The organism is Rhizobium sp. CC-YZS058 (assembly GCF_034720595.1).
GTDB lineage: Bacteria > Pseudomonadota > Alphaproteobacteria > Rhizobiales > Rhizobiaceae > Ferranicluibacter.
Genome location: NZ_JAYESJ010000001.1, coordinates 3,038,655 through 3,057,714, shown reverse-complemented (window position 1 = coordinate 3,057,714; position 19,060 = coordinate 3,038,655). Strand labels below are relative to the sequence as shown.

Sequence of the window (19,060 nt, the reverse complement as noted above, 5' to 3'; positions counted from 1 at the left end):
CATCAATTCCGCAGTGCCGCATTTCGGCAACGGATGATTTTGTAAGTCATTTGTTTCCTTTATCCACGGAACTCACAGGATGGGGGAATGCAACCGGAAGAGTCGTTAAGGACCATCGTGTCACGATCCGCCTACCGATTTGCGGAGTGCGTTGTGATGTCGCTGAAAACCCTGCTTGCCGCCGCCTGCCTGACCCTTGCCGCCCTGACGAGCGCCCACGCCGATGAGGCCGTGCTGCGAATCGGGACGGAAGGGGCCTATCCGCCCTTCAACTTCATCGATGCCAAGGGCGAGCTTTCGGGCTTCGACGTCGATATCGCCAAGACGCTCTGCAAGGAGATGAAGCGCCAGTGCAGCTTCGTCGCCGTTCCCTGGGTAGAGATCATCGATGGCCTCGAGCAGAACAAGTACGATCTGATCGTGGCCAGCATGGCCTATACGGAAGAACGGGCCAAGCGCATCGCCTATTCCGATCCCTATTACCGCTCGCACGCCGTGTTCATCGGCGATACGCAGCGCTTCACCGAAACGACGCCGGAAGCGCTCGCCGGGGCGCGGATCGTCGCCGGCGAAGGCACGATGCATGCCGATTATCTCGACAAGGTCTATGCGGCGCGCAGCACGGTGCTGCATGCCAAGGACCAGCCGGAGGCGCAGGCCATGCTCGAACAGGGCAAGGCAGACCTGCTTCTCGCCGATGCGATCGACCTGATGAGCTTCCTCGAAAACACCAAGAACACCGGCTTCGATTTCATCGGCGATCCGGTCACCAACGATCTGCTGCAGAGCACCTCGCACATCACCGCCCGCAAGAGCGATACCGCTCTGCTCGGCGAGGTGAATGCGGCGCTGAAACGCATCCGCCTCAACGGCAGCTACGATCAGGTCAACGACACCTATTTCCCCTTCTCCATCTATTGATCGATCATGCCGGGACTGTTTCCCCCCTTGCGCAGACTGTCGCTGAGAACGGCGGGGCACTTCGCCCTGCTGATGGCGGTGCTCTACGCGCTCTGCGCGTCCGCCTATTCGGTCAGCTTCCTCAATACGGTGGAAGAAAGCGCGCGGCTGACGCGCGAACAGCAGATCCCGCTGATCCTCTCGCAGAACCGCAATGCCCTGAAGGTGGAGCGCGCCGCCTCGCTGATCCGCTCCGTCTATCTCGCGCACGACCGCCGGGTGGAGCGGCAGATCCAGCTGCAGCTGCAAACGCTCTGCCAAAGCTTCAGCCTCGATGACAATCGCATGCTGATCGACGGGGCCCGCATCATCGCCGGCGAGGTGAAGAAAATCGTCGTCGGCCGCGAGGCCGCGCGCCGGCTGCAGGCCGGTGAGACCGCGGGCGACCAACCGCTCGACGCAGAGGAGCGCGATAGGCGGATTGCCCGTGCCGAAGCCGACAGCACGCAGGCCTACAAACGCGCCATCGCCACGGCCGACCGGTTGAGCGACAGCCTCTCGACCGATGCGGTCATGCTGGCGGATTCGCTGGTCTCCTCCGTCGCCAGCGCCGCGTCGGAGGTCAAGAAGCGCTGGATCCTGATCGTTATGCTGCCGGTCCTGTTCCTGATCGTCACGCTGTGGGTCGTGCGGCGCTTCATCGTCGCCCCCATCGGCGCCGCGATCCTGAAGCTGGAGGCGATCGGCCGCGGCGGAGAGGTGGAAGGCGCGCTGCCACGCCCGCTTTTCCAGGAACTTGCCACCATCGCCGATGCGGTCGACAGTTACGGGGCGCTTTCGGAGAACCTCAAGCGCACAAACTCGACGCTGCAGATCCTCTCGGATCGGGACGGGCTGACCGGCCTTCCCAACCGCCGCAAGCTCGAACGCCTGCTCGAGGAGGCTTTCTCCCGCGCCAGCGCCGCCGATGGCAATCTCTCGGTCATGATGATCGACCTTGACCACTTCAAGGCGATCAACGACACGCATGGCCACAAGGCGGGCGACCAGTGCCTGCGGGCGGTGGCGGAGTTGCTGCAGACGGTCGGCGAGGACCCCGCCATCTCCGTGGCGCGGTATGGGGGAGAAGAGTTCACTGCGCTGGTGGAAGGCCTGGACGTGCCCCAGGTCAAGGCGGTGGCCGAGCGTATCCGCCGCATGGTCTCCGCGCTCTCGATCGACCTCGGCGCCGGCCAGAGCGTGCATCTGACGACCAGCATCGGCATCGCCTCGCGCGGAACACGCCGCCTCAGCGATGTCGGCCTGCTTCTTTCCGAGGCCGACAAGGCGCTCTACGCCGCCAAGCATGGCGGCCGCAACCGCGTCACGCTGCACGACCCGATGGGGACCTGGGCGGCGTAAGCGGCCAGGCGCGAAGCCTCCCTGCCAAACGACTCCGTGCCTCCCCACGCCGCATCCCGAGGCGCTCTCGAGCCCTTCGGTCCATTTTACCTAAAGCAGTAAACTCTTTCAGTGTAAAACCTTGATTACTAAATCTATGAATTACTAAAACTTAACGTGTCGCATGCATGATCCAGAGCCATCGTTCGAGATAGCGGAGCCTCTTTCATGAAACGACCGAGTATCAAACTGACCCTCATCGTCATCTTTGCCACGGTGTTTCTCGCGGTGGGACTGCTGGCCCGCGCCGGCATATCCGGCGTTGCCAGCACCAATGGCGCCACGCGAGAGATCAGCACCAACTGGCTGCCTTCCATCAGCACCCTCAACGCTTTGAACACCGCCACCTCCGATCTTCGCATTGCAGAGGGCAGCCACATCATCTCGACCTCGCCGGCGGAGATGGACAAGGCGGAAGGCGACCAGAACGGCATGCGGGCAAAGATTGCCAGCCTGCGCGCTGCTTACGAACCGCTGATTTCCTCGGCCGAGGAGCGCGAGCTCTACCAGCGCTTTTCGAAGGCCTGGCTGGATTATGAAACGATCATGACCAGCGTTCTCGAGCTGTCCCGGGCTAACGAGAATGAGAAGGCTGCCGCGCTGTTCAAGGGCGATGCGCGACAGACGTTCGACGCGGCATCGGCTCTCCTTGACGATCTCGTGGCCATGAACCGATCCGGCGCCGAGGCAGCCTATCGTGAAAGCCAGGACTCCTACACCGCGACGCGGACCATGACCTTCTTCCTGGCGGGGCTGACGCTCTTGCTCGTCGCGGGCGGCGTTGGCTTCGCCCTCACCAGCATTTCCGCGCCGATCCTCAAGATCACCGCAGCCATGGGCCGGCTTGCCGGCGGCGATACGGAGGCCGCCATTCCCTATCACGGCCGAACGGACGAGATCGGGACCATGGCCCATGCCGTGGAAATTTTCCGCCAGTCGGCCATCAACAAGATGACGCTTGAAGCCGAGGCCGAGGAGAGCCGCCAGCAGGCTGCGGCCGCGGATGCCAGCCAGCGTGCGGCAGAGGCTCGTGCCAACGAGGCCCTTCGCCAGGCGACGGCAGGCCTTGCGGCCGGGCTCAAAAAGCTTGCCGCCGGCGATCTTGCCTTTCGTCTGGACGAGGCCTTCGCGCCGGAGTTCGAAAATCTCCGGCAGGATTTCAACGCATCGACGCAGCAGCTTGCCGCGACGCTGGTGGAGATCTCCCAGGCGATCACCACCCTCGATTCCGGCACGCAGGAAATCGCTGCCGGGGCCAACGACCTGTCCAAGCGCACCGAGCAGCAGGCCGCTTCGCTGGAGGAAACCGCGGCGGCGCTCGATGAGATCACCACCAATGTTTCCAACTCTTCTCAGCGCACGGACGAAGCGCGCCATGTGGCGGTCGATGCCAATCGCGCCGCCGAGCGCTCTTCCGAGGTCGTCTCGCTTGCCGTCAATGCGATGAAGGGCATCGAGGAAAGCGCGCAGCAGATCTCCAACATCATCGGCGTGATCGACGAAATCGCCTTTCAGACCAATCTCCTGGCCTTGAATGCCGGCGTCGAGGCAGCGCGTGCCGGCGAAGCGGGGAAGGGCTTTGCCGTCGTGGCGCAGGAGGTGCGCGAGCTTGCCCAGCGCTCGGCGCAGGCCGCGAAGGAAATCAAGGGCCTGATCCAGCATTCCTCCGGCCAGGTGGAAAACGGCGTTCGGCTCGTGCGGGATGCGGGCGAAGCGCTGGAAAGCATCGGCGGCTTCGTCCGGCAGATCAACACCCATATGGATTCGATCGCGCAAGCGACCAGCGAACAGCGCACGGGCCTTTCGGAAATCAACATGGCGGTAAACGCCATGGACCAGACGACCCAGCAGAACGCCGCGATGGTCGAGCAATCGACCGCGGCCGCCAACACGCTAGCCAATGAAGCGGCGCGCCTCCAGAGCCTCGTTTCCCGCTTCTCGCTCGGTCAGCAGGGACGGACATCGTCCGCCACCCTCACTGCCATGGCCCATGCCATGGCAACCCCCAGCCGCCCCGCCGCCCTCCGCCCGAAAAGAGCGGCAGGCGGCGGGGCCGGCGGCGGCCAGTGGAGCGAATTCTGAGCGGCATTCTCCAAGCAATGGGTTCCCAGCCGGGAGCAGGCGAGGTCTGCTCCCGGCAGACGTGCGCGATCAGCCCGCCTGTCGCACTACGTCTTGTCCTTCTTGTCCTGGTCGTGATGCCACTTGATGGCGAAGAACATGCCTGTTCCGAGCACGAGCAGCTTGAAGGGAAAGAAGACGATCGGGAACCAATCCCACATGGACGAGACCTCACTGCTCTCTGATGCGCTGGGCTGCGGCAGACCTATCCCATCGTCTTCGCTGCTGACATTCGCCATCTTGCCGCAGTGCAGCATCTGTACGTTGCCGCACGCGCAGGGTCGAATGGACCCTCAGGGTGGTTCGGTATCGCTTACGTATTTGGTCAGTCCAAGCCATCGCCTCCCCAGATCTAGGGAGGCGGGATCCAGGCGTTAACCGTGTCCTTTAGGACGGGATACATCGGCTGGGAGCATCCTGCGCCTGCGACAAGAGCTCGGCATGAGGCCACGAATGGGCGTTCGCAGATGCTGATGACCCCATTCCCGGAATGACCATGACCAACCGTGCCTTGTCCACGCGCGGGAGCTCGACGCTCTCCGTCGTCTTCGCAACCCTCTTCTTTCTCTTCGTCGGCCTGACGCTCTCCGCCATCATGGCCCATGTGGTAGGCACGATGGTGGGATCGGCCGATGCGATCGACAATGCCCGCGCCAGGCACGCCGCGCAGTCGGTGCTCTCCTCGCTGAAGGACAAGATTGCCGCCGTCACGGCCGACAACAGCGTCTGGGACGATGCCTATGCCGCGTCGCTCGGCAGCGATCCGGTCGGCTGGGCTTACAGCAACTGGGCCAAGACCAGTGCCGACTATGCGCTCTATGACGGCGTTCTCGTGATCGATCAGGATCGCAAGACCTATTCCTCCTATTTCAAGGGGCAACCTTTCGATGCCGCGGCCATGTTCGGCCCCGCGCTGGCGGATCAGACCGCGCTCGCCGCACAGGGCGGGCGCACCCCGATCGTGCATGTGTTGAAGAGCGACGGCCGCATCTTTCTCGTCTCCTCCAATGCCATCCAACCCTTCGACGCCACGACCGACACGGCGCGGCATCATGTGCTGACCTTCTTCAAGGAGTTGACGCCCGCCGTGCTGGCGGAAGAAGCGGAGGAGCATGATCTGCCAGGTCTCCGCCTCACCACGGCGCCGGTAGAGGGTGAGCTCAGCCTTCCGCTCGGGCTGGATCTCGGCTCTCTCGCCTGGGCCGCCAAGCATCCGGGCCATGATATCTACCGCGTCGTCGAACCCTTCATCTATGTGGCGCTGACCATTCTCCTCGTCTTCCTCCTCGGCATCCTTGCCTGCGGCACCGTCGAGGCGCGGCGGCTGAAGAGGCTGGCGAGCGCTGCCCAGTACGAGGCGGCCCATGATGGCTTGACCGGGCTCTTCAACCGCACGGGTCTGCTGCAGGACATCAGCCGCCTTCAGAACCTGGGGCTCAGCGATGGCGAACTCACGCTCCATCTCGTCGATCTCGACGGGTTCAAGGCGGTCAACGATGCCTGGGGCCATGCCGTCGGGGATGCGCTGATCAAGCAGGTCGCCGAGGCCTTCTCGAGCCTGCGTCCGCAGGTCGAGGCGGTCGCCCGGCTTGGCGGGGACGAGTTCGCTCTGGTTCAGTCCGGCGCCCTTTCGGCCGAGGTCGATGCCGCCATCCTCGACATCTTCCGTGTGCCCTTCGTCATCGCCGGCCGCACGATCGAGGTCGGCGCCAGCATCGGCACTGCCTCCGCCATTGCAACGGTCGATCCGCTGGAGATCCTGCGGCGCGCGGACATGGCGCTCTACCGGGCGAAGGAGGACGGACGGGGCCGCGTCGTCCATTACGACCCCACGCTCGATGCGGAGCGCGAGCACCTCTCCCTCCTCGAACATCAGCTGCGCGAGGCGATCGCGCAGGGCGAGATCCAGCCGGTCTTCCAGCCGCTGGTGTCGGCCATCGACGGAACGATCCGCGGTGTCGAGGCGCTTGCACGCTGGGAAGGGCCGAGCGGGCGGATCAGCCCCGACGTTTTCATTCCGCTGGCGGAAAAATCCGGGCAGATCGATGCGCTCGGCCGGCACATGCTTCTGACGTCGATCGCCTTCGCCAAGGGCTGGCCGGATCTCTACCTCTCGGTCAATGTCTCGCCGCTGCAGCTCTGCAATCCCGATTTCTCCTTCATGGTGCTCGGCCTCCTCTCCGCGGAGGGGTTCGATCCCAAGCGGCTGACGCTCGAGATCACCGAAGGCGTGCTGATGTCGAACCCGGACCAGGCGCGGCGGTCCATCGAGGGGCTGAAGAAGGTGGGCGTCAAGTTCGCACTGGATGATTTCGGTTGCGGCTATGCGAGCATCGGCGCGCTGCGCGCCTTTGGCTTCGACCGCGTCAAGATCGACCGCTCCCTGGTCACGGCACTGGAGGAAAAGGCCAACGGCCGCGACGTGCTGACCGCGACGGTCCTGCTGGCGACGGCGCTCGATATACCGGTCACCGCCGAGGGGATCGAGCATCCGACGCAGGCCGAAATCTTGCGCGAAGCCGGCTGCGACCAGTTCCAGGGCTACCTGATGGGCAAACCCATGCCGGGCAGCGAGATCGACCGGCTACTCCAACTCGGGCAGCCTCTCGGACCCTCGCACAGCGCCCGCACCGCAGCCGTCGCCTGATCGGCACTGAGACCGGTTTCCGGGCCGCACCGGCGTAGAGCCCGGTTCGAAGGCCTCTCCTGCCATCCGCACGCGCAGGGGAGGCAGCAAGCCCTTGCCGTCCCTCGGGCCTCCCATTCCCGCTCCGCATCACGCCCCGCATCGGGCGGAACGGTCGGGGAGCGTACCGGACCTTTCCCCCTATCGCGCTGTTCGGCGCTTCATCCGGCATCATCGCCGGCATGGAAGGACAGCGCGCATTGCCCCGTTACTATTTCCACCTTCGTATGAAAGACCGGGTCATCCAGGATCTGGAAGGAGACGATCAGCTTGCCTCGATCGTCGCCGCGCGCACCTGCGCCCAGATGACGATGATGGCGATCCTGGACGAGAGCCGGCAAAACGAAGAGCCGGTGGAAATCCTGGGCATCGAGGTGTGCGACAGTTCGGGGCCCCTGTTCGAGGTCCGCCTTCAGGATGCCGAACCGGCGGATCCGCAATGAGTTTGACCGGACCGGCCCCCGTCTCACCGACCACGGCGCATGACGATGCTCCGGTGGCAGACCGACGGCGCGGCGTCACGACCGAGGCTGCCGACGGACTGGCGCCTGCTCTGGCCCGCAACATCGACGCGGTGATGGAGCGGCGCCGCGAGGCCGCACGTGCCGCCTCTCTTCAGGAGCGCGCCGCCGCCGCCATCAGCCGTTTCGCCGGCTCCATGCCGTTCGTCTACATTCATCTGGTGCTGTATGGCAGCTGGATCCTTGCCAATCTCGGCATCGTGCCGGGTCTTCCCGTCTGGGATCCTTCCCTGGTGATCCTGGCCATGGAAGCCTCCGTCGAAGCCATCTTTCTCTCCACCTTCGTATTGATCAACCAGAACAGGATGGCCGCCGAGGACGATGCGCGCGCCGACCTCGACCTGCAGATCAGCCTTTTGAACGAGCACGAGACGACCCGCCTGATCGAGATGGTGGAGGCGATCGCCCGCAGGCTCGATGTGCCGATCGAAGCGAGCGAGGAGCTGACGGAGTTGAAAAAGGACGTTGCCCCCGAAGCCGTGCTCGACCGGATCGAGCAGACAGGCGACGCAGAGTGATTTCCAGGGCTAAACTGCGCGGCGAGCGTCCGGCGTTAGGAGGTTTCCCTCGCGCAGCCTGCGTCCGGCTTGGCCGATCCTGCCAGGTTCTGCAGGATTGCTTCCAGGGTCTGCATGTCGTTCAGGACCTGAAGCCCCTGCATCGGCGTCAGCTGTTCGGCGGCCAAGCCGCCGGCGATGATGAGGATCTCCGGCGGCAGGGCAGCGCGCAGTGTCGTGAGTTGGGCGGGAAGGCTGCGCCGCGCCGACCCCATGCAACTGAGAAGCACGAGGCCCGCCCCATATTGACGCGCCGCGCCGACGATCTGGTCGTTCGGCAGGTTTGGGCCGAGATAGAGCGTATCGATCCCCTGGCTGCGGGAGATGAGAGCGACCACGAGCGCGCCGAGCTCGTGCATCTCGCCCTCCGGTGTCGTCGCAATTGCCTTGAGAGCACCCGGAGCGACTGGAACCCGCGCCAGGCACGCGGCGAGAAAGCGGCGGATTTCCGCAGACGCCAGATGCTCGGCGGCGATGGAGAGGCTGCCCTCGTGCCAGCGCCGGCCGACCTCCTTCATCAGCGGAGCGGCAACGCGCAGCGCGAAGGCAACAGGTCCCAGCGCTTCCAGGCGTCGCTCCAGATCGGCGCCCAGCGCCGCCCCGTCCAGCCTCTGCACCGCATCGAGCGTCGCGCAGAGGTCCAGCCGCAAGGAATGCTCTGCGGAAATCCGCACCAGCTCGTCATCGGGAAGCTGAATGATCGCGCCGATTCGAAAGCCCGCTTCGGTGCACAGCTTGAGCAGCCGCAGCCGCTCGACCTGAAGATCGGTCATGTAGCGGCGACCGGTAACGGTCCTCTCGCTCAGCTCGACGTTGAAGCGCCGTTCCCAGGCATGCAGGACGAGTTTGGAGATGCCGGCACGCTTCAAGGCGTCCGAAAATTTCACCACCGCGGTCGAACTGCGTCCTGCGTCGTCCCTCATGGCTCCCGCTACAGCCAGCTGGTCGGTATCTTCGAAACTCTTTATGTAAGCGAGAATCCGTTTCCGATCAATCGCAAATCATCGCAAAGCGGCCTCAGCCGTCGTTGGCCGCCGGTCTCGCCGTGCGCGCGACGGCGAGCTTGGTGCCGCGCTGATGACGAAGTGTCTCGGCGCGGGAAAGGAGGCGCTCCATGGATCGCGGCACCTCCACGGGAGGCGGCACATCCGTTTCGTCCCAGGAGCGGATGAGTGTCGCGAGATGAACGGCCTCCCGGCGAACCTGCGCCGAAAACTGGGCCAGCGCCTCTGCGCCGGTCTGCCCGTCGGGAAACTGGCGGGCGATCGCGTGGGACAGGACGTTTTCGAGCGCGATGATGCGGCTGCTCAACATCATGTTCTGTTCCGCAAGCCGGTGCAGGATCTGTGCCGCGGCGGCGAGGCGGTCTTCAAGGTGGATCTCCACTGCAGCAACTCCATCTGTGTTGAACCAAAGGAAGGGAAGGGTGCGCCGGGGGCAGCGCACCCGGGCCGGTGTCACGCAGCGCGGGAATAGGGGGCGCCGGAGCCCTTGCTCCAGGAGGCCGGAGCCGAATGGCTGCTCGATGAGGTCAGCGTGAACTGGCCGATCATCGCGTGCAGCTTGGCGGTTTCCGAAGCCAGCGTGCCGGCCGCGGCGCTGCTTTCCTCCACCATTGCCGCATTCTGCTGGGTGGACTGGTCCATGCTGTTGACCGCGCCGTTCACCTCGCTCAGTCCCGTGGACTGTTCCTTCGCCGCCGTGGAGATCGCCACGATATGGTCGTTGATCTCGACGATCAGCTGGCTGATGGTCTTGAGCGCGAGACCGGTATCGCTGACCAGCTTGACGCCGGCCGAGACCTCCGAGGCGGAGTTGCGGATCAGTTCCTTGATCTCCTTCGCTGCCTTGGCGGAGCGTTGCGCCAGTTCGCGCACTTCCTGGGCCACGACCGCAAATCCGCGTCCCGCCTCGCCGGCGCGCGCCGCTTCCACGCCGGCGTTCAAGGCAAGCAGGTTGGTCTGGAAGGCAATTTCGTCGATCACGCCGATGATGCTGGAGATCTTGCCGGAGGAGTCTTCGATCCGGCTCATCGCATCCACGGCATGGGACACGACCTCGCCGGATTGCTCCGCGCTCATCTTGGCGCGCGATGCCACGTCGCGGGCATCTTGGGCGCGCTGGGCGGAGGCGCCGACATTGGTGGTGATCTCGTCCAGCGCGGCTGCCGTTTCCTCCAGGCTCGCGGCCTGGCTTTCGGTCCGCCGCGAGAGATCGGCCACCCCTTCGCTGATCTCGTTCGTTCCCGTGCCGATCAGATCGACACTCTGCGCGATCTGGCGGAAGGTGTCGCAGAGCTGCGCAACGGATCGATTGAGATCCACGCGGAGGAATTCGAACTCGGGCGCAAAGGGCTCGTTCAGCTGGAAGCCGAAATCGCCGGAACACAGGCGCTTCAGGCTTTCGCCGAGCGCATTGACCGTTTCCACCCGCTTGGTGACATCGGAGGCGAACTTGACGACCTTGGTCGCTGTCCCGTTTGCATCGAGGATCGGATTGTAGGAGCCGGAGATCACCACCTCGCTCCCGTCCCTGCGGTAACGCTTGAACTCGGCGGCGTGATAGCGCCCTTCGGAAAGCTCCTTCCAGAAGGTCTTGTACTCCGCGCTCGCGGCGAGGTCGGGGTGCACGAACAGGCTGTGATGCTTGCCGCGCAGCTCCTCGACCGAGGAATATCCCATCACCTCGAGGAAGTTCTTGTTGGCTGTCAGGATATGGCCGTCGACCGTGAACTCGATGATGGCCTGCGAACGGCCGATGGCCGCGATCTGCGCAGCATAGTCGACATTGAGCAGCCGCGCCTTCGCATCGGCCCATTCGACCACATAGCCCGTCGTCTTGGCGCCGGCCTTTAGCGGGGTGACCAGCAGGTCGAACACCCGGGTCCCGACGCGGATGGTCGCGCTGTGCCGGCTCTTCAGCGCTGCCAGCATGCCGCGCTGATGCGCCGGGTTCTTGTGGAACACATCGATATTGCTGCCGATCAGCGTGGCGACCGAAAAGCGCGGCAGCTCCTTCTTCAAGTCCGCCTCCGCCTCTTTCAAGAGCTCGAGGACCGACGGATTCATGTAGGTGATGGTCAGCTTGGCATCGGCAACCATCACATTGGCCTTCAGCGCATCGAGCGCGAGCAGCTTGTTGGCCTCCCTGGCATTCATCAATGAAGCGATCCCCATACCTTCCACCCCTCTCTCTCCCCGACTGTCTGCGTCAGGACGGTATGACCATGCTTTGTTCGCAATGACTTAAATATATACAAGAACCAAATATTCCGTTAATGTTCGAATATGTGTATATCTTTTCGAACGGAACCCCCTGGTTGCCGATGGCTTGCCGTGACCAACGACCGCCAGCCGCGCCTTTCTATCCGGCGCGAGGTCCCAAAGTGGCTGGGTTCAAGGCAACGTTCGTCAGTCGATTTCAGCCTCATTCACGACTGGATCACGCAGCAGTGTCGGAACCTCCCCTTTGAGCTCTTCATTCCCACGGCGCCGGACATCCGAATGATCGAGGACGTGATGACATGAGAGGGAAGACACCGTGAATCAGACGCCGCTGCAGGCGGCCTTGCAGGCCGAGGCTTTTCGATGGTTTCAGTCCCTCGGTCCTGTCCGGCCGCAGGAGATGGTCGGACTGTGGCGAGGCGTCAGCCGTCCCTCAGGGCATCCTCTGGATGGTGTCCTGGAGAACCTGCACTGGTTCGGCAAACGGGTTCACCCGGATCTGCGCGTCGATGCGCTGCTTTTCGAGGGCGAGCCCGGCCGGCTGGTGCCGGTCGATCCGAAATTTCTGCCTGCGCGGTTCCTGACGCGCTTCGGTGCGTTCGGCCGGTCGGTCCGCGCCCGGAACCTGTTCTCCCATCTCAGGCCGCGACTGCGGGCCCGCAGCACCACCGCGAGCCTCAAGACCTCTTCGGGCGACGACGCGCCGACCGCAAGCATGGTCTATGACTGGCAACCGATCTCCGACACGTTCCGACGCATCGACGACCACAGCGTCGCCGGGATGATGGTTCTGGACCGCGACCCGAGACGCTACTTCTTCGAACTGACGCGGGTCGAGGATCGTGCCGCCGCCGAGACCGACGGCGGACCGAGCCTCCGCTGACGCTGGGTGCCCTCGCTGCGTCCTATGCGACAGACCGACAGGTTCACGCCGCGGCATCCGGCGCGGTCAGATGCTGGACGGTGTCGGCCATACCGTCCCTTGCGCGATCAGACCCCGGCGATCCTGCGCAGATCGTCGATGGCGCCCGGCGCGGCGGCGAGCACCGGCGCGCCCTTGGTCAATCGCTCTCCCTCGACCGGGAAGGGGTGGTGCCAGCCGCCCGCTTCGGTGACCAGGCAATAACCGGCCAGGCAATCCCAGGCATGCATATAGGGTTCGTAATAGCCGACAAGCCGGCCGGCGGCGACATAGGCGAGCATGAGGGCGCCGGAGCCGTTGCGAATGAAATTCCCGCCGGCCTCCATCAAGGTTTCCACCATCTTGCCGACGAAGGCCGGTGTGACATGGTTGTTCGCGCCGATCCCGGTCACGGCGTTGCAAATGGTGCGCGAGGGGTCGAGCTGCAGGGTCTTGCCGTTGAGAACCGCGCCACGGCCGGCGGCTGCAGCATAGAGTTCATCGAAGCAGGGTGCATGGATCACGCCGATCACCGGCTTGTCTTCGAACAAGACGGCGATGGAGACGCACCAGCTCGGCATGCCGTTGACGAAGGGGCTGGTGCCGTCGATCGGATCGACCACCCATGTATAGCCTGAACTGCCGGCAACAAGGCCATATTCCTCGCCCAGGAAGCCATCGTCCGGGTGGGCGTCGGCCACCGCGTCGCGGATCAGCGTTTCCACCTGGCGGTCTGCGATGGAGACGACATCCTGCGCGTCGCGTTTGGTTTCGATGACCAGCGTTTCGCGGCGGTGGAAATAGTCGAGGGCGGTCGCGCCGGCGATGCGGGCGATCGTCTGCGCAAGGGCAAAACGGGCGTCGAGATCATGCGTCATGGAGAATCCTTTGTCTGCGAAGGGCTAGCCGTTGATAATGGCGATGCCGCGGCCCTTGAAGCCGATAGCGACATCGGTGGCCGGGGGCAGGGCGCGCTCCACGGCGGGATCGACGACGAAGAGCCGGCCCGTATCGGTCTCCACCTCATATTCCACATGGTCGCCGAGATAGGCCGAATGGGTGATGCGTCCGGGCAAGGCCGCATCCGAAGCCGGCTCCAGCGTGATCGCGTTCGGCCGCACGGCGAGCTTGGCCGGCCCCGGCCGCGCGTTGCGGCTCGGCACGCGGTGCTCCAGACCAGCAATGCGGATGACCGCATCCGCACCTTCGACGCTCAGCACCTCGCAGGGCACGACGTTCGCCTCTCCCATGAAGTCGGCGATGAAGGCGGAGGCAGGCGCCTCGTAAAGCTCGCGCGGCGCACCTTCCTGGGCGATCACCCCGTCCTTCATGATGATGATCCAGTCGGACACGGCAAGCGCTTCATCCTGGTCATGCGTCACATAGACAGCCGTGAAGCCGAGGCGTTGCTGTAGCTCGCGGATTTCGGTGCGGACCTGCCGCCGCAGACGGGCGTCGAGGTTGGAAAGCGGCTCGTCAAGCAGCAGAACCTGCGGCTCCAGCACAAGCGCGCGGGCAACGGCAACGCGCTGCTGCTGTCCGCCGGACAGCTCGGCCGGAAGCCGCTGGCCCATGCCGGCAAGGCCAACGAGCGCCAGGCCTTCCTCAGCCTTCTCGCGCGCCTCCTTCCGCTTCATGCCGGAGGACTCCAGACCATAGGCGACGTTCTCGAGCGAGCTCATATGGGGAAACAGCGCATAGGACTGGAACACCATCGAGACGTCGCGCTCGTTGGCCGGCAGCATCGTCACGTCCTTGCCACCGATCAGGATCTGGCCGGACGTCGGATGTTCGAGGCCGGCCAGCATGCGCAGCGTCGTCGTCTTGCCGCAGCCCGACGGCCCGAGCAGCGTCACGAGTTGACCCGGTTCGATGGTCAGCGAGAGGTCGTGAATGGCCGTGAAGGCTCCGAACTGCTTCTTGACGTGGTTGAAGACGACCGAGCCGGCGCGGGGGGTAATCATGCTGCTTTCTCCTGACCGAGAACGAGGGAAGGGGCCTTGGTGACGCCGGCGACGCGATTTTCGCGCCGCAGCCGTCGTTCGCCCACAAGAAGCTGGAAGGCGGCGATGATGACGATCATCACGACGATGAGCATCGAGGAGTAGGCGATCGCCACACCGTATTCCCCGTTCTCCACGAGTCCGACGATGTAGGAGGTTGCCATGTTATACTCGGCGCTCACCAGGAAGATGACGGCGCTGATGGAGGTGATCGCCCGCACGAAGGAATAGACGAGGGCGGCGGTGATCGCCGGGCGCAGAAGCGGCAGGATCACCTTTCGCACCGTGCGCAGGCTGGTGGCCCGCAGGGTCAGCGAGGCTTCGTCGAGGCTCTTGTCGAGCTGGCTCATGGCCGCCACGCCGCCGCGCACGCCGACCGGCATGTTGCGGAAGACGAAGCAGGCAATCAGGATCAGCGCTGTCCCGGTCATTTCGAGCGGCGGCAGGTTGAAGGCCATGATGTAGCTGATGCCGATGACCGTGCCGGGAATGGCGAAGCTCATCATCAGCGCGAATTCGAAGACGTTCCGGCCAACGAACCTCTGGCGGACGATGATATAGGCCGTCAGCAGTCCGACTGCTGCCGTCAGCGGCGCCGAGATCAGCGCGATTTCCATGGTGGTCCAGAAGGAGTTCCAGGCGACCCCCGTCCAGGCGATGGCGCCATCCCTGATATCGACGGAGAACGCCTTGGCGTAGTGATCGAGCGTCAGCGAATTGTCGAGACCCCAGGTTTTGACGAAGCCGCCGAACAGGATCATGCCGTAGATGACGACGGTGAAGAGCATCCAGGGCACGACGAGGGCATGGACGCCGATCGACAGCGGCCGGGGCAGGGCGATATGCGACCCGCTGTCGCCCTTGCCGGTGACGGTGGCGAAATTCTTGCCTGCCAGCCAGAAGCGCTGGGCGAGGAAGGCGGTCAGCGTGAAGCAGAGCAGGATGATGGCGAGCACGGCGGCGCGCGACGGATCGTTCTGCGACCCGACGACGGCGAAGAAGATCTCTGTCGACAGCACCCCATGGCTGCCGCCCAGCACCAGCGGGTTGCCGAAATCAGCCATGCTCTCGATGAAGCCGATGAGGAACGCGTTGGCGATGCCGGGCTTCATCAGCGGAAGGGAGACGCGCCAGAAGGTGCGCCAGCGGTCGGCGCGCAGCGTCTGGGATGCCTCTTCCATGGAGGGGGAGACGCCTTCGACCACCCCGATCAGGACAAGGAAGGAGATCGGCGTGAAGGAGAGGACCTGGGCAATCCAGATGCCCGTCATGCCGTAGAGCCAGCGGCCCGGCTCGATGCCGAACAGGCTCGACAGCGCTTCGGTCACGACACCGGCTCGACCGAAGAGCAGCGTCAGCGCCAGGCCGATGACGAAGGGCGGCGTGATGATCGGCAGAACGGTGAGAAGACGTAGACCCTTCTTGAAGGGAAAACGGGTGCGGGTGGCAACGAGAGCGAAAGCAAGCCCCATGATGGTCGAGCCGCCTGCCGTCATGATCGCCAGCCACAGGGTGCGCCAGGCAACGCCGCATCGCTCGCCACCCATGACGCAGCCGAGGCTCCAAATGGCCGGATCCTGGATGTTGCGGCTGAAGCCGTCCGGCTTGAAGGAGCCATCGAAATCCTGGAACGCGCCCACCAGCATGCTGCCGACGGGATAGAAGACGAAGATCGCGACGAGGAAGACGAGCAGCGCGATGGAGGCAACGACGAAGGCGTCGCCCTTCATGACGCCGCGTTCGGCAAGGCCGAAGGAGAAAAGCAGGACGAAGACCAGGGCAGACAGCATGGCGCCGGCCCCCATCGACGGCTGGCCGTCCGAAAGCGCCCCGAACAGCCGCTCGCTCACCGTCCAGGCCCAGCCTGAATAACCGATTGCCAAGCCCTGCAGCATGAGGAACACGACGCCGATCGCCCCACACAGGGTCAGAAGCCTGCCGCGCCGGCGGGTGTCCCCCGTGAAGCGGGCCAGCAGGCCGCCCACCAGCATCAAGGCCGGAACGGCAAGCCACCAGCGGCCATGAAGCAGGATCTGCAGCAGGCCAGGCGACACGGAGGCCTCTGTCGGAAAGCCGCTCAGCCAGCCAAAGCCGAGAAACCCGCCTTCGATCCGGTACCAGGGCACGAGCAGAAAGGCGAGGATGCCCAATCCGAGCACGATCTCCAGTCTGCGGTTGCGATTGTCTTTGCCGGTGTCCATCCCGATCCCCTCCTCAAGCCATGCCGTCATGCACGCGCAAGACCGGCCGGGGCGAGCCTTGGCCGGTCTTGTCTCACTCAGTTCGCGTTGGCGCTGATCTCGCGATCCCAGCGCTCGAGCAGTTCCTTGCGCTTGGCGGGCTCGCCATAGGTCTTGAAGTCGTAGTCGATCAGCTTGATGTCCTCGAAGCGCGGCGCCTCCTTCGGGATCTCGGCCGCCTTGTTCGACGGCAGCTGGAAGGACTTGGCGTCCTTCATCCGCGACTGCACGGCCGGCGACAGCGCCCAGTCGTACCAGGTCTTGGCATTGTCGAGGTTCTTGGCGCCCTTGACGATCGACATGGAGCCGATCTCGTAGCCGGTGCCTTCGCACGGTGCGACGGCCTTGACGGGGAAGCCTTCCGCCGTCTGCGCCACGGCATCATGCATGAACACGATGCCGATGGCCGTTTCGCCGCGGGCCGCCGCCTTGATCGGGGCAGAGCCCGACTTGGTATACTGGGAGACGTTGGCGTTGAGCTTCTTCAGATAGTCGAAGGCCTGGTCTTCGCCCATGATCTGCACCAGAGAGGCGAGTGCTGTATAGGCCGTGCCGGACGAGTTCGGATTGGCGATCTGGATCTCGCCCTTGAAGGCGGGATTGAGAAGATCGGCCCAGCACTTCGGCTCCGTGAAGCCTTTCGTCTTGAAGATCTCGGTGTTGTAGCCCCAGCCGAGCGCGCCGGCATAGACGCCGACCGTCTTGAACCCGGAGCCTTCGGCCTGCTTCTGCGCCCATTCCTGTAGCTGATCGAGGAGCGGCGACTTGTATTCCTGCGTCAGCCCGTCAGAGGCGGCCTGCATGTGCGGATCGCCCGTGCCGGCCCACCAGATATCCGTCTTGGGATTGCGGGCCTCGGCCCGGATCTTTGCATAGGTTTCGCCGGAAGACAGGCGAACCATGTTGACCTTGATGTCATGGTCCTTCTCGAAATCGCCCTTCATCTGCTCGCAGATGACGACGTCTGCCGAGCAAATCAGGTTGAGCGTGCCGGCCGCCTGCGCCGGAAGGGCGGTCAGAGCGGGCGCGGCACTCGCGGCGAGTGCCAGAAGGGCGGCTGTGTGGATCTTCATGGGTTTTCCTCCTTGGTTATCGGTCGTGCGTTCGGCATGGCACCGCCGGTCCCGCCTGGCGCTCCAGGCGGGGGGCAGGGTCTTGCCGGTCGGTGGATCCGCCGCCCGCTTGGTGGTCGGGGCGACGGCTATGCCGGGGAAAAGACGACAGGCGCCCTTCCCGCATGGCGTGCGATCAGGGGATCCGGCGGATCTCGCTGTCGAAGCGCTTGAGAAGCCGGCGGCGTTCGTCGGCCGAGCCGAAGGTCGCGAAATCGTAGTCGACCATCCGGATCATCGAAATGTCAGGCGCACCTGGCGGCAGGGAGGCTCTGGCATTGGACGGCACCTGGTTCTGCCCGGCAGCGGCCCCCGTCGCCTGCCCCTCCGCGCTGAGCGCGAAGCCGACGAAGGCCCGCGCCGCGTCCTTGTTCTTGGCACCCTTGACGATGCTCACCGCCCCGATCTCGTATCCCGTGCCCTCGCAGGGTGCGACGATCTCGAGAGGGTAGCCCGCCTGGCGCAGCGTCACGGCGTCGTGGATGAAGGAGATGCCGATCAGCGCCTTGCCATGGGCCGTATCCTTGACCGGGTCGGAGCCCGACTGCGGATAGGCGCGGATGTTGCCGGCAAGCTGCGCCAGATATTTGAAGGCCTCGTCTTCCCCGAACAGCTGAACGAGGGTGGCAAGCGCGGTGTAGGCCGTTCCCGAGGAGTTCGGATCGGCGAGCTCGACCGCGCCGGCATAGCTGCCGTCGATCAGATCCTTCCAGCAGGCCGGCGCCTTCAGCCCTTTCTGCTTCAGGAGATCGGTGTTGTAGGCAAAGCCGAGCGCACCCGCATAGATTCCGGCCGAGCGACCGCCGGAAAGATCGAAGAAGTTGTCGGCCCAGGGCAGCATCGCCGTGGTCGGCTCGGGCTGGTAGGGTTCGAGCAGTCCTTCGGCTGCGGCCTGCAATTGCGCGTCGCCGGTTCCACCCCACCAGACATCCGTCTGCGGATCGTCCTTCTCGCGGCGGATCTGGTCGAGGATTTCGCCGGTGCTTCGGCGCGTCAGGGTGGCATCGATGTTCAACCGGGCGAGAACGGCCGTCTTCATGGTGGCGCACCAGGCTTCGTCCACGCCGCAAAGAACGGTCAGCCGCGACGCGGGCTCTGCGCGTGCCGTGACGCCTGTTGCCAGGCAGGCCGCTGCGACCAGACAGACGAACATCCTCACCGAACTCTCCCATTCCGGAACCTCAAGCGGTTCCAGCCTCCGCCGTCAGAATGGCAGATACGGCCGTGGCTTCAAGAAAGGAGTGGTTACGCTTGTTACAGCCGGGCCGGTCATCGCCGGGAAAAACTTTCAAATCTTACAACTATGACATTTCCCGTCACGGGCGAGCGTTTGAACATCGGGCCGTCAGGCCTAA

At 64.3% G+C, this 19,060-nt stretch carries 15 protein-coding genes; 7 read left to right on the top strand and 8 right to left on the bottom strand.

The window, feature by feature from the left end:
* Window positions 1–156 precede the first annotated feature (156 nt).
* The 6 genes from U8330_RS14605 (at window position 157) to U8330_RS14580 (ending at window position 8,186) form a co-directional block, all read left to right on the top strand.
* Window positions 157–921, top strand: a complete 765-nt coding sequence (locus U8330_RS14605) for a transporter substrate-binding domain-containing protein (RefSeq protein WP_323105987.1) — start codon at window positions 157–159, stop codon at window positions 919–921.
* A gap of 6 nt (window positions 922–927) precedes the next feature.
* Window positions 928–2,301 carry a GGDEF domain-containing protein gene (locus U8330_RS14600; RefSeq protein WP_323105986.1) on the top strand — a complete coding sequence of 458 codons (1,374 nt, stop codon included), beginning with the start codon at window positions 928–930 and terminating at the stop codon, window positions 2,299–2,301.
* A gap of 207 nt (window positions 2,302–2,508) precedes the next feature.
* On the top strand, window positions 2,509–4,422 hold the full coding sequence (locus U8330_RS14595; protein ID WP_323105985.1) for a methyl-accepting chemotaxis protein: 1,914 nt from the start codon (window positions 2,509–2,511) through the stop codon (window positions 4,420–4,422).
* A 535-nt stretch (window positions 4,423–4,957) separates the two neighbouring features.
* Window positions 4,958–7,108: an EAL domain-containing protein gene (locus U8330_RS14590; RefSeq protein WP_323105984.1), complete on the top strand. Its 2,151-nt coding sequence runs from the start codon at window positions 4,958–4,960 to the stop codon at window positions 7,106–7,108.
* A gap of 239 nt (window positions 7,109–7,347) precedes the next feature.
* Window positions 7,348–7,590: a DUF6894 family protein gene (locus U8330_RS14585; protein ID WP_323105983.1), complete on the top strand. Its 243-nt coding sequence runs from the start codon at window positions 7,348–7,350 to the stop codon at window positions 7,588–7,590.
* Window positions 7,587–8,186, top strand: a complete 600-nt coding sequence (locus U8330_RS14580) for a DUF1003 domain-containing protein (RefSeq protein ID WP_323105982.1) — start codon at window positions 7,587–7,589, stop codon at window positions 8,184–8,186. The genes U8330_RS14585 and U8330_RS14580 overlap by 4 nt, the downstream gene beginning before the upstream one ends.
* A 35-nt stretch (window positions 8,187–8,221) precedes the next feature.
* Here U8330_RS14580 and U8330_RS14575 read toward each other — a convergent pair whose 3' ends face one another.
* From U8330_RS14575 to U8330_RS14565, 3 genes are all read right to left on the bottom strand, one after another.
* Window positions 8,222–9,148, bottom strand: a complete 927-nt coding sequence (locus U8330_RS14575; RefSeq protein WP_323105981.1) for a MerR family transcriptional regulator — start codon at window positions 9,146–9,148, stop codon at window positions 8,222–8,224.
* 94 nt (window positions 9,149–9,242) lie between these two features.
* Window positions 9,243–9,611, bottom strand: a complete 369-nt coding sequence (locus U8330_RS14570) for a hypothetical protein (RefSeq protein ID WP_323105980.1) — start codon at window positions 9,609–9,611, stop codon at window positions 9,243–9,245.
* A gap of 71 nt (window positions 9,612–9,682) precedes the next feature.
* Entirely contained in the window at window positions 9,683–11,401 is a 1,719-nt protein-coding gene (locus U8330_RS14565) for a methyl-accepting chemotaxis protein (protein WP_323105979.1), read from the bottom strand.
* Between the two features lie 364 nt (window positions 11,402–11,765).
* On the opposite strand from U8330_RS14565, the gene U8330_RS14560 reads away from it, so the two are divergent.
* Window positions 11,766–12,332, top strand: a complete 567-nt coding sequence (locus U8330_RS14560; protein WP_323105978.1) for a GXWXG domain-containing protein — start codon at window positions 11,766–11,768, stop codon at window positions 12,330–12,332.
* Window positions 12,333–12,439: 107 nt separating this feature from the next.
* Here the strand turns inward: U8330_RS14560 and U8330_RS14555 are convergent, their stop codons facing one another.
* The 5 genes from U8330_RS14555 to U8330_RS14535 all read right to left on the bottom strand — a co-directional run bounded on the left by U8330_RS14555 (window position 12,440) and on the right by U8330_RS14535 (window position 18,858).
* Window positions 12,440–13,228 (bottom strand): inositol monophosphatase family protein, encoded by a 789-nt coding sequence (locus U8330_RS14555; protein ID WP_323105977.1) that lies wholly within the window; start codon window positions 13,226–13,228, stop codon window positions 12,440–12,442.
* Between the two features lie 24 nt (window positions 13,229–13,252).
* Window positions 13,253–14,314, bottom strand: a complete 1,062-nt coding sequence (locus U8330_RS14550) for an ABC transporter ATP-binding protein (protein WP_323105976.1) — start codon at window positions 14,312–14,314, stop codon at window positions 13,253–13,255.
* Window positions 14,311–16,554 carry an iron ABC transporter permease gene (locus U8330_RS14545; protein ID WP_323105975.1) on the bottom strand — a complete coding sequence of 748 codons (2,244 nt, stop codon included), beginning with the start codon at window positions 16,552–16,554 and terminating at the stop codon, window positions 14,311–14,313. The genes U8330_RS14550 and U8330_RS14545 overlap by 4 nt, the downstream gene beginning before the upstream one ends.
* A gap of 77 nt (window positions 16,555–16,631) precedes the next feature.
* Window positions 16,632–17,666 (bottom strand): ABC transporter substrate-binding protein, encoded by a 1,035-nt coding sequence (locus tag U8330_RS14540; protein WP_323105974.1) that lies wholly within the window; start codon window positions 17,664–17,666, stop codon window positions 16,632–16,634.
* Between the two features lie 175 nt (window positions 17,667–17,841).
* A complete protein-coding gene (locus U8330_RS14535; protein WP_323107304.1) occupies window positions 17,842–18,858 on the bottom strand; it encodes an ABC transporter substrate-binding protein in 1,017 nt (338 codons plus the stop codon).
* Window positions 18,859–19,060: the final 202 nt, after the last annotated feature.

Bases quoted from the DNA above. Each gene is read 5' to 3' on its own strand.
- U8330_RS14575 (WP_323105981.1), bottom strand. From the start codon at position 9,148: ATGAGGGACGACGCAGGACGCAGTTCGACCGCGGTGGTGAAATTTTCG.
- U8330_RS14545 (WP_323105975.1), bottom strand. From the start codon at position 16,554: ATGGACACCGGCAAAGACAATCGCAACCGCAGACTGGAGATCGTGCTC.
- U8330_RS14555 (WP_323105977.1), bottom strand. From the start codon at position 13,228: ATGACGCATGATCTCGACGCCCGTTTTGCCCTTGCGCAGACGATCGCC.
- U8330_RS14600 (WP_323105986.1), top strand. From the start codon at position 928: ATGCCGGGACTGTTTCCCCCCTTGCGCAGACTGTCGCTGAGAACGGCG.
- U8330_RS14605 (WP_323105987.1), top strand. From the start codon at position 157: ATGTCGCTGAAAACCCTGCTTGCCGCCGCCTGCCTGACCCTTGCCGCC.
- U8330_RS14540 (WP_323105974.1), bottom strand. From the start codon at position 17,666: ATGAAGATCCACACAGCCGCCCTTCTGGCACTCGCCGCGAGTGCCGCG.
- U8330_RS14580 (WP_323105982.1), top strand. From the start codon at position 7,587: ATGAGTTTGACCGGACCGGCCCCCGTCTCACCGACCACGGCGCATGAC.
- U8330_RS14590 (WP_323105984.1), top strand. From the start codon at position 4,958: ATGACCAACCGTGCCTTGTCCACGCGCGGGAGCTCGACGCTCTCCGTC.
- U8330_RS14535 (WP_323107304.1), bottom strand. From the start codon at position 18,858: ATGTTCGTCTGTCTGGTCGCAGCGGCCTGCCTGGCAACAGGCGTCACG.
- U8330_RS14595 (WP_323105985.1), top strand. From the start codon at position 2,509: ATGAAACGACCGAGTATCAAACTGACCCTCATCGTCATCTTTGCCACG.
- U8330_RS14565 (WP_323105979.1), bottom strand. From the start codon at position 11,401: ATGGGGATCGCTTCATTGATGAATGCCAGGGAGGCCAACAAGCTGCTC.
- U8330_RS14550 (WP_323105976.1), bottom strand. From the start codon at position 14,314: ATGATTACCCCCCGCGCCGGCTCGGTCGTCTTCAACCACGTCAAGAAG.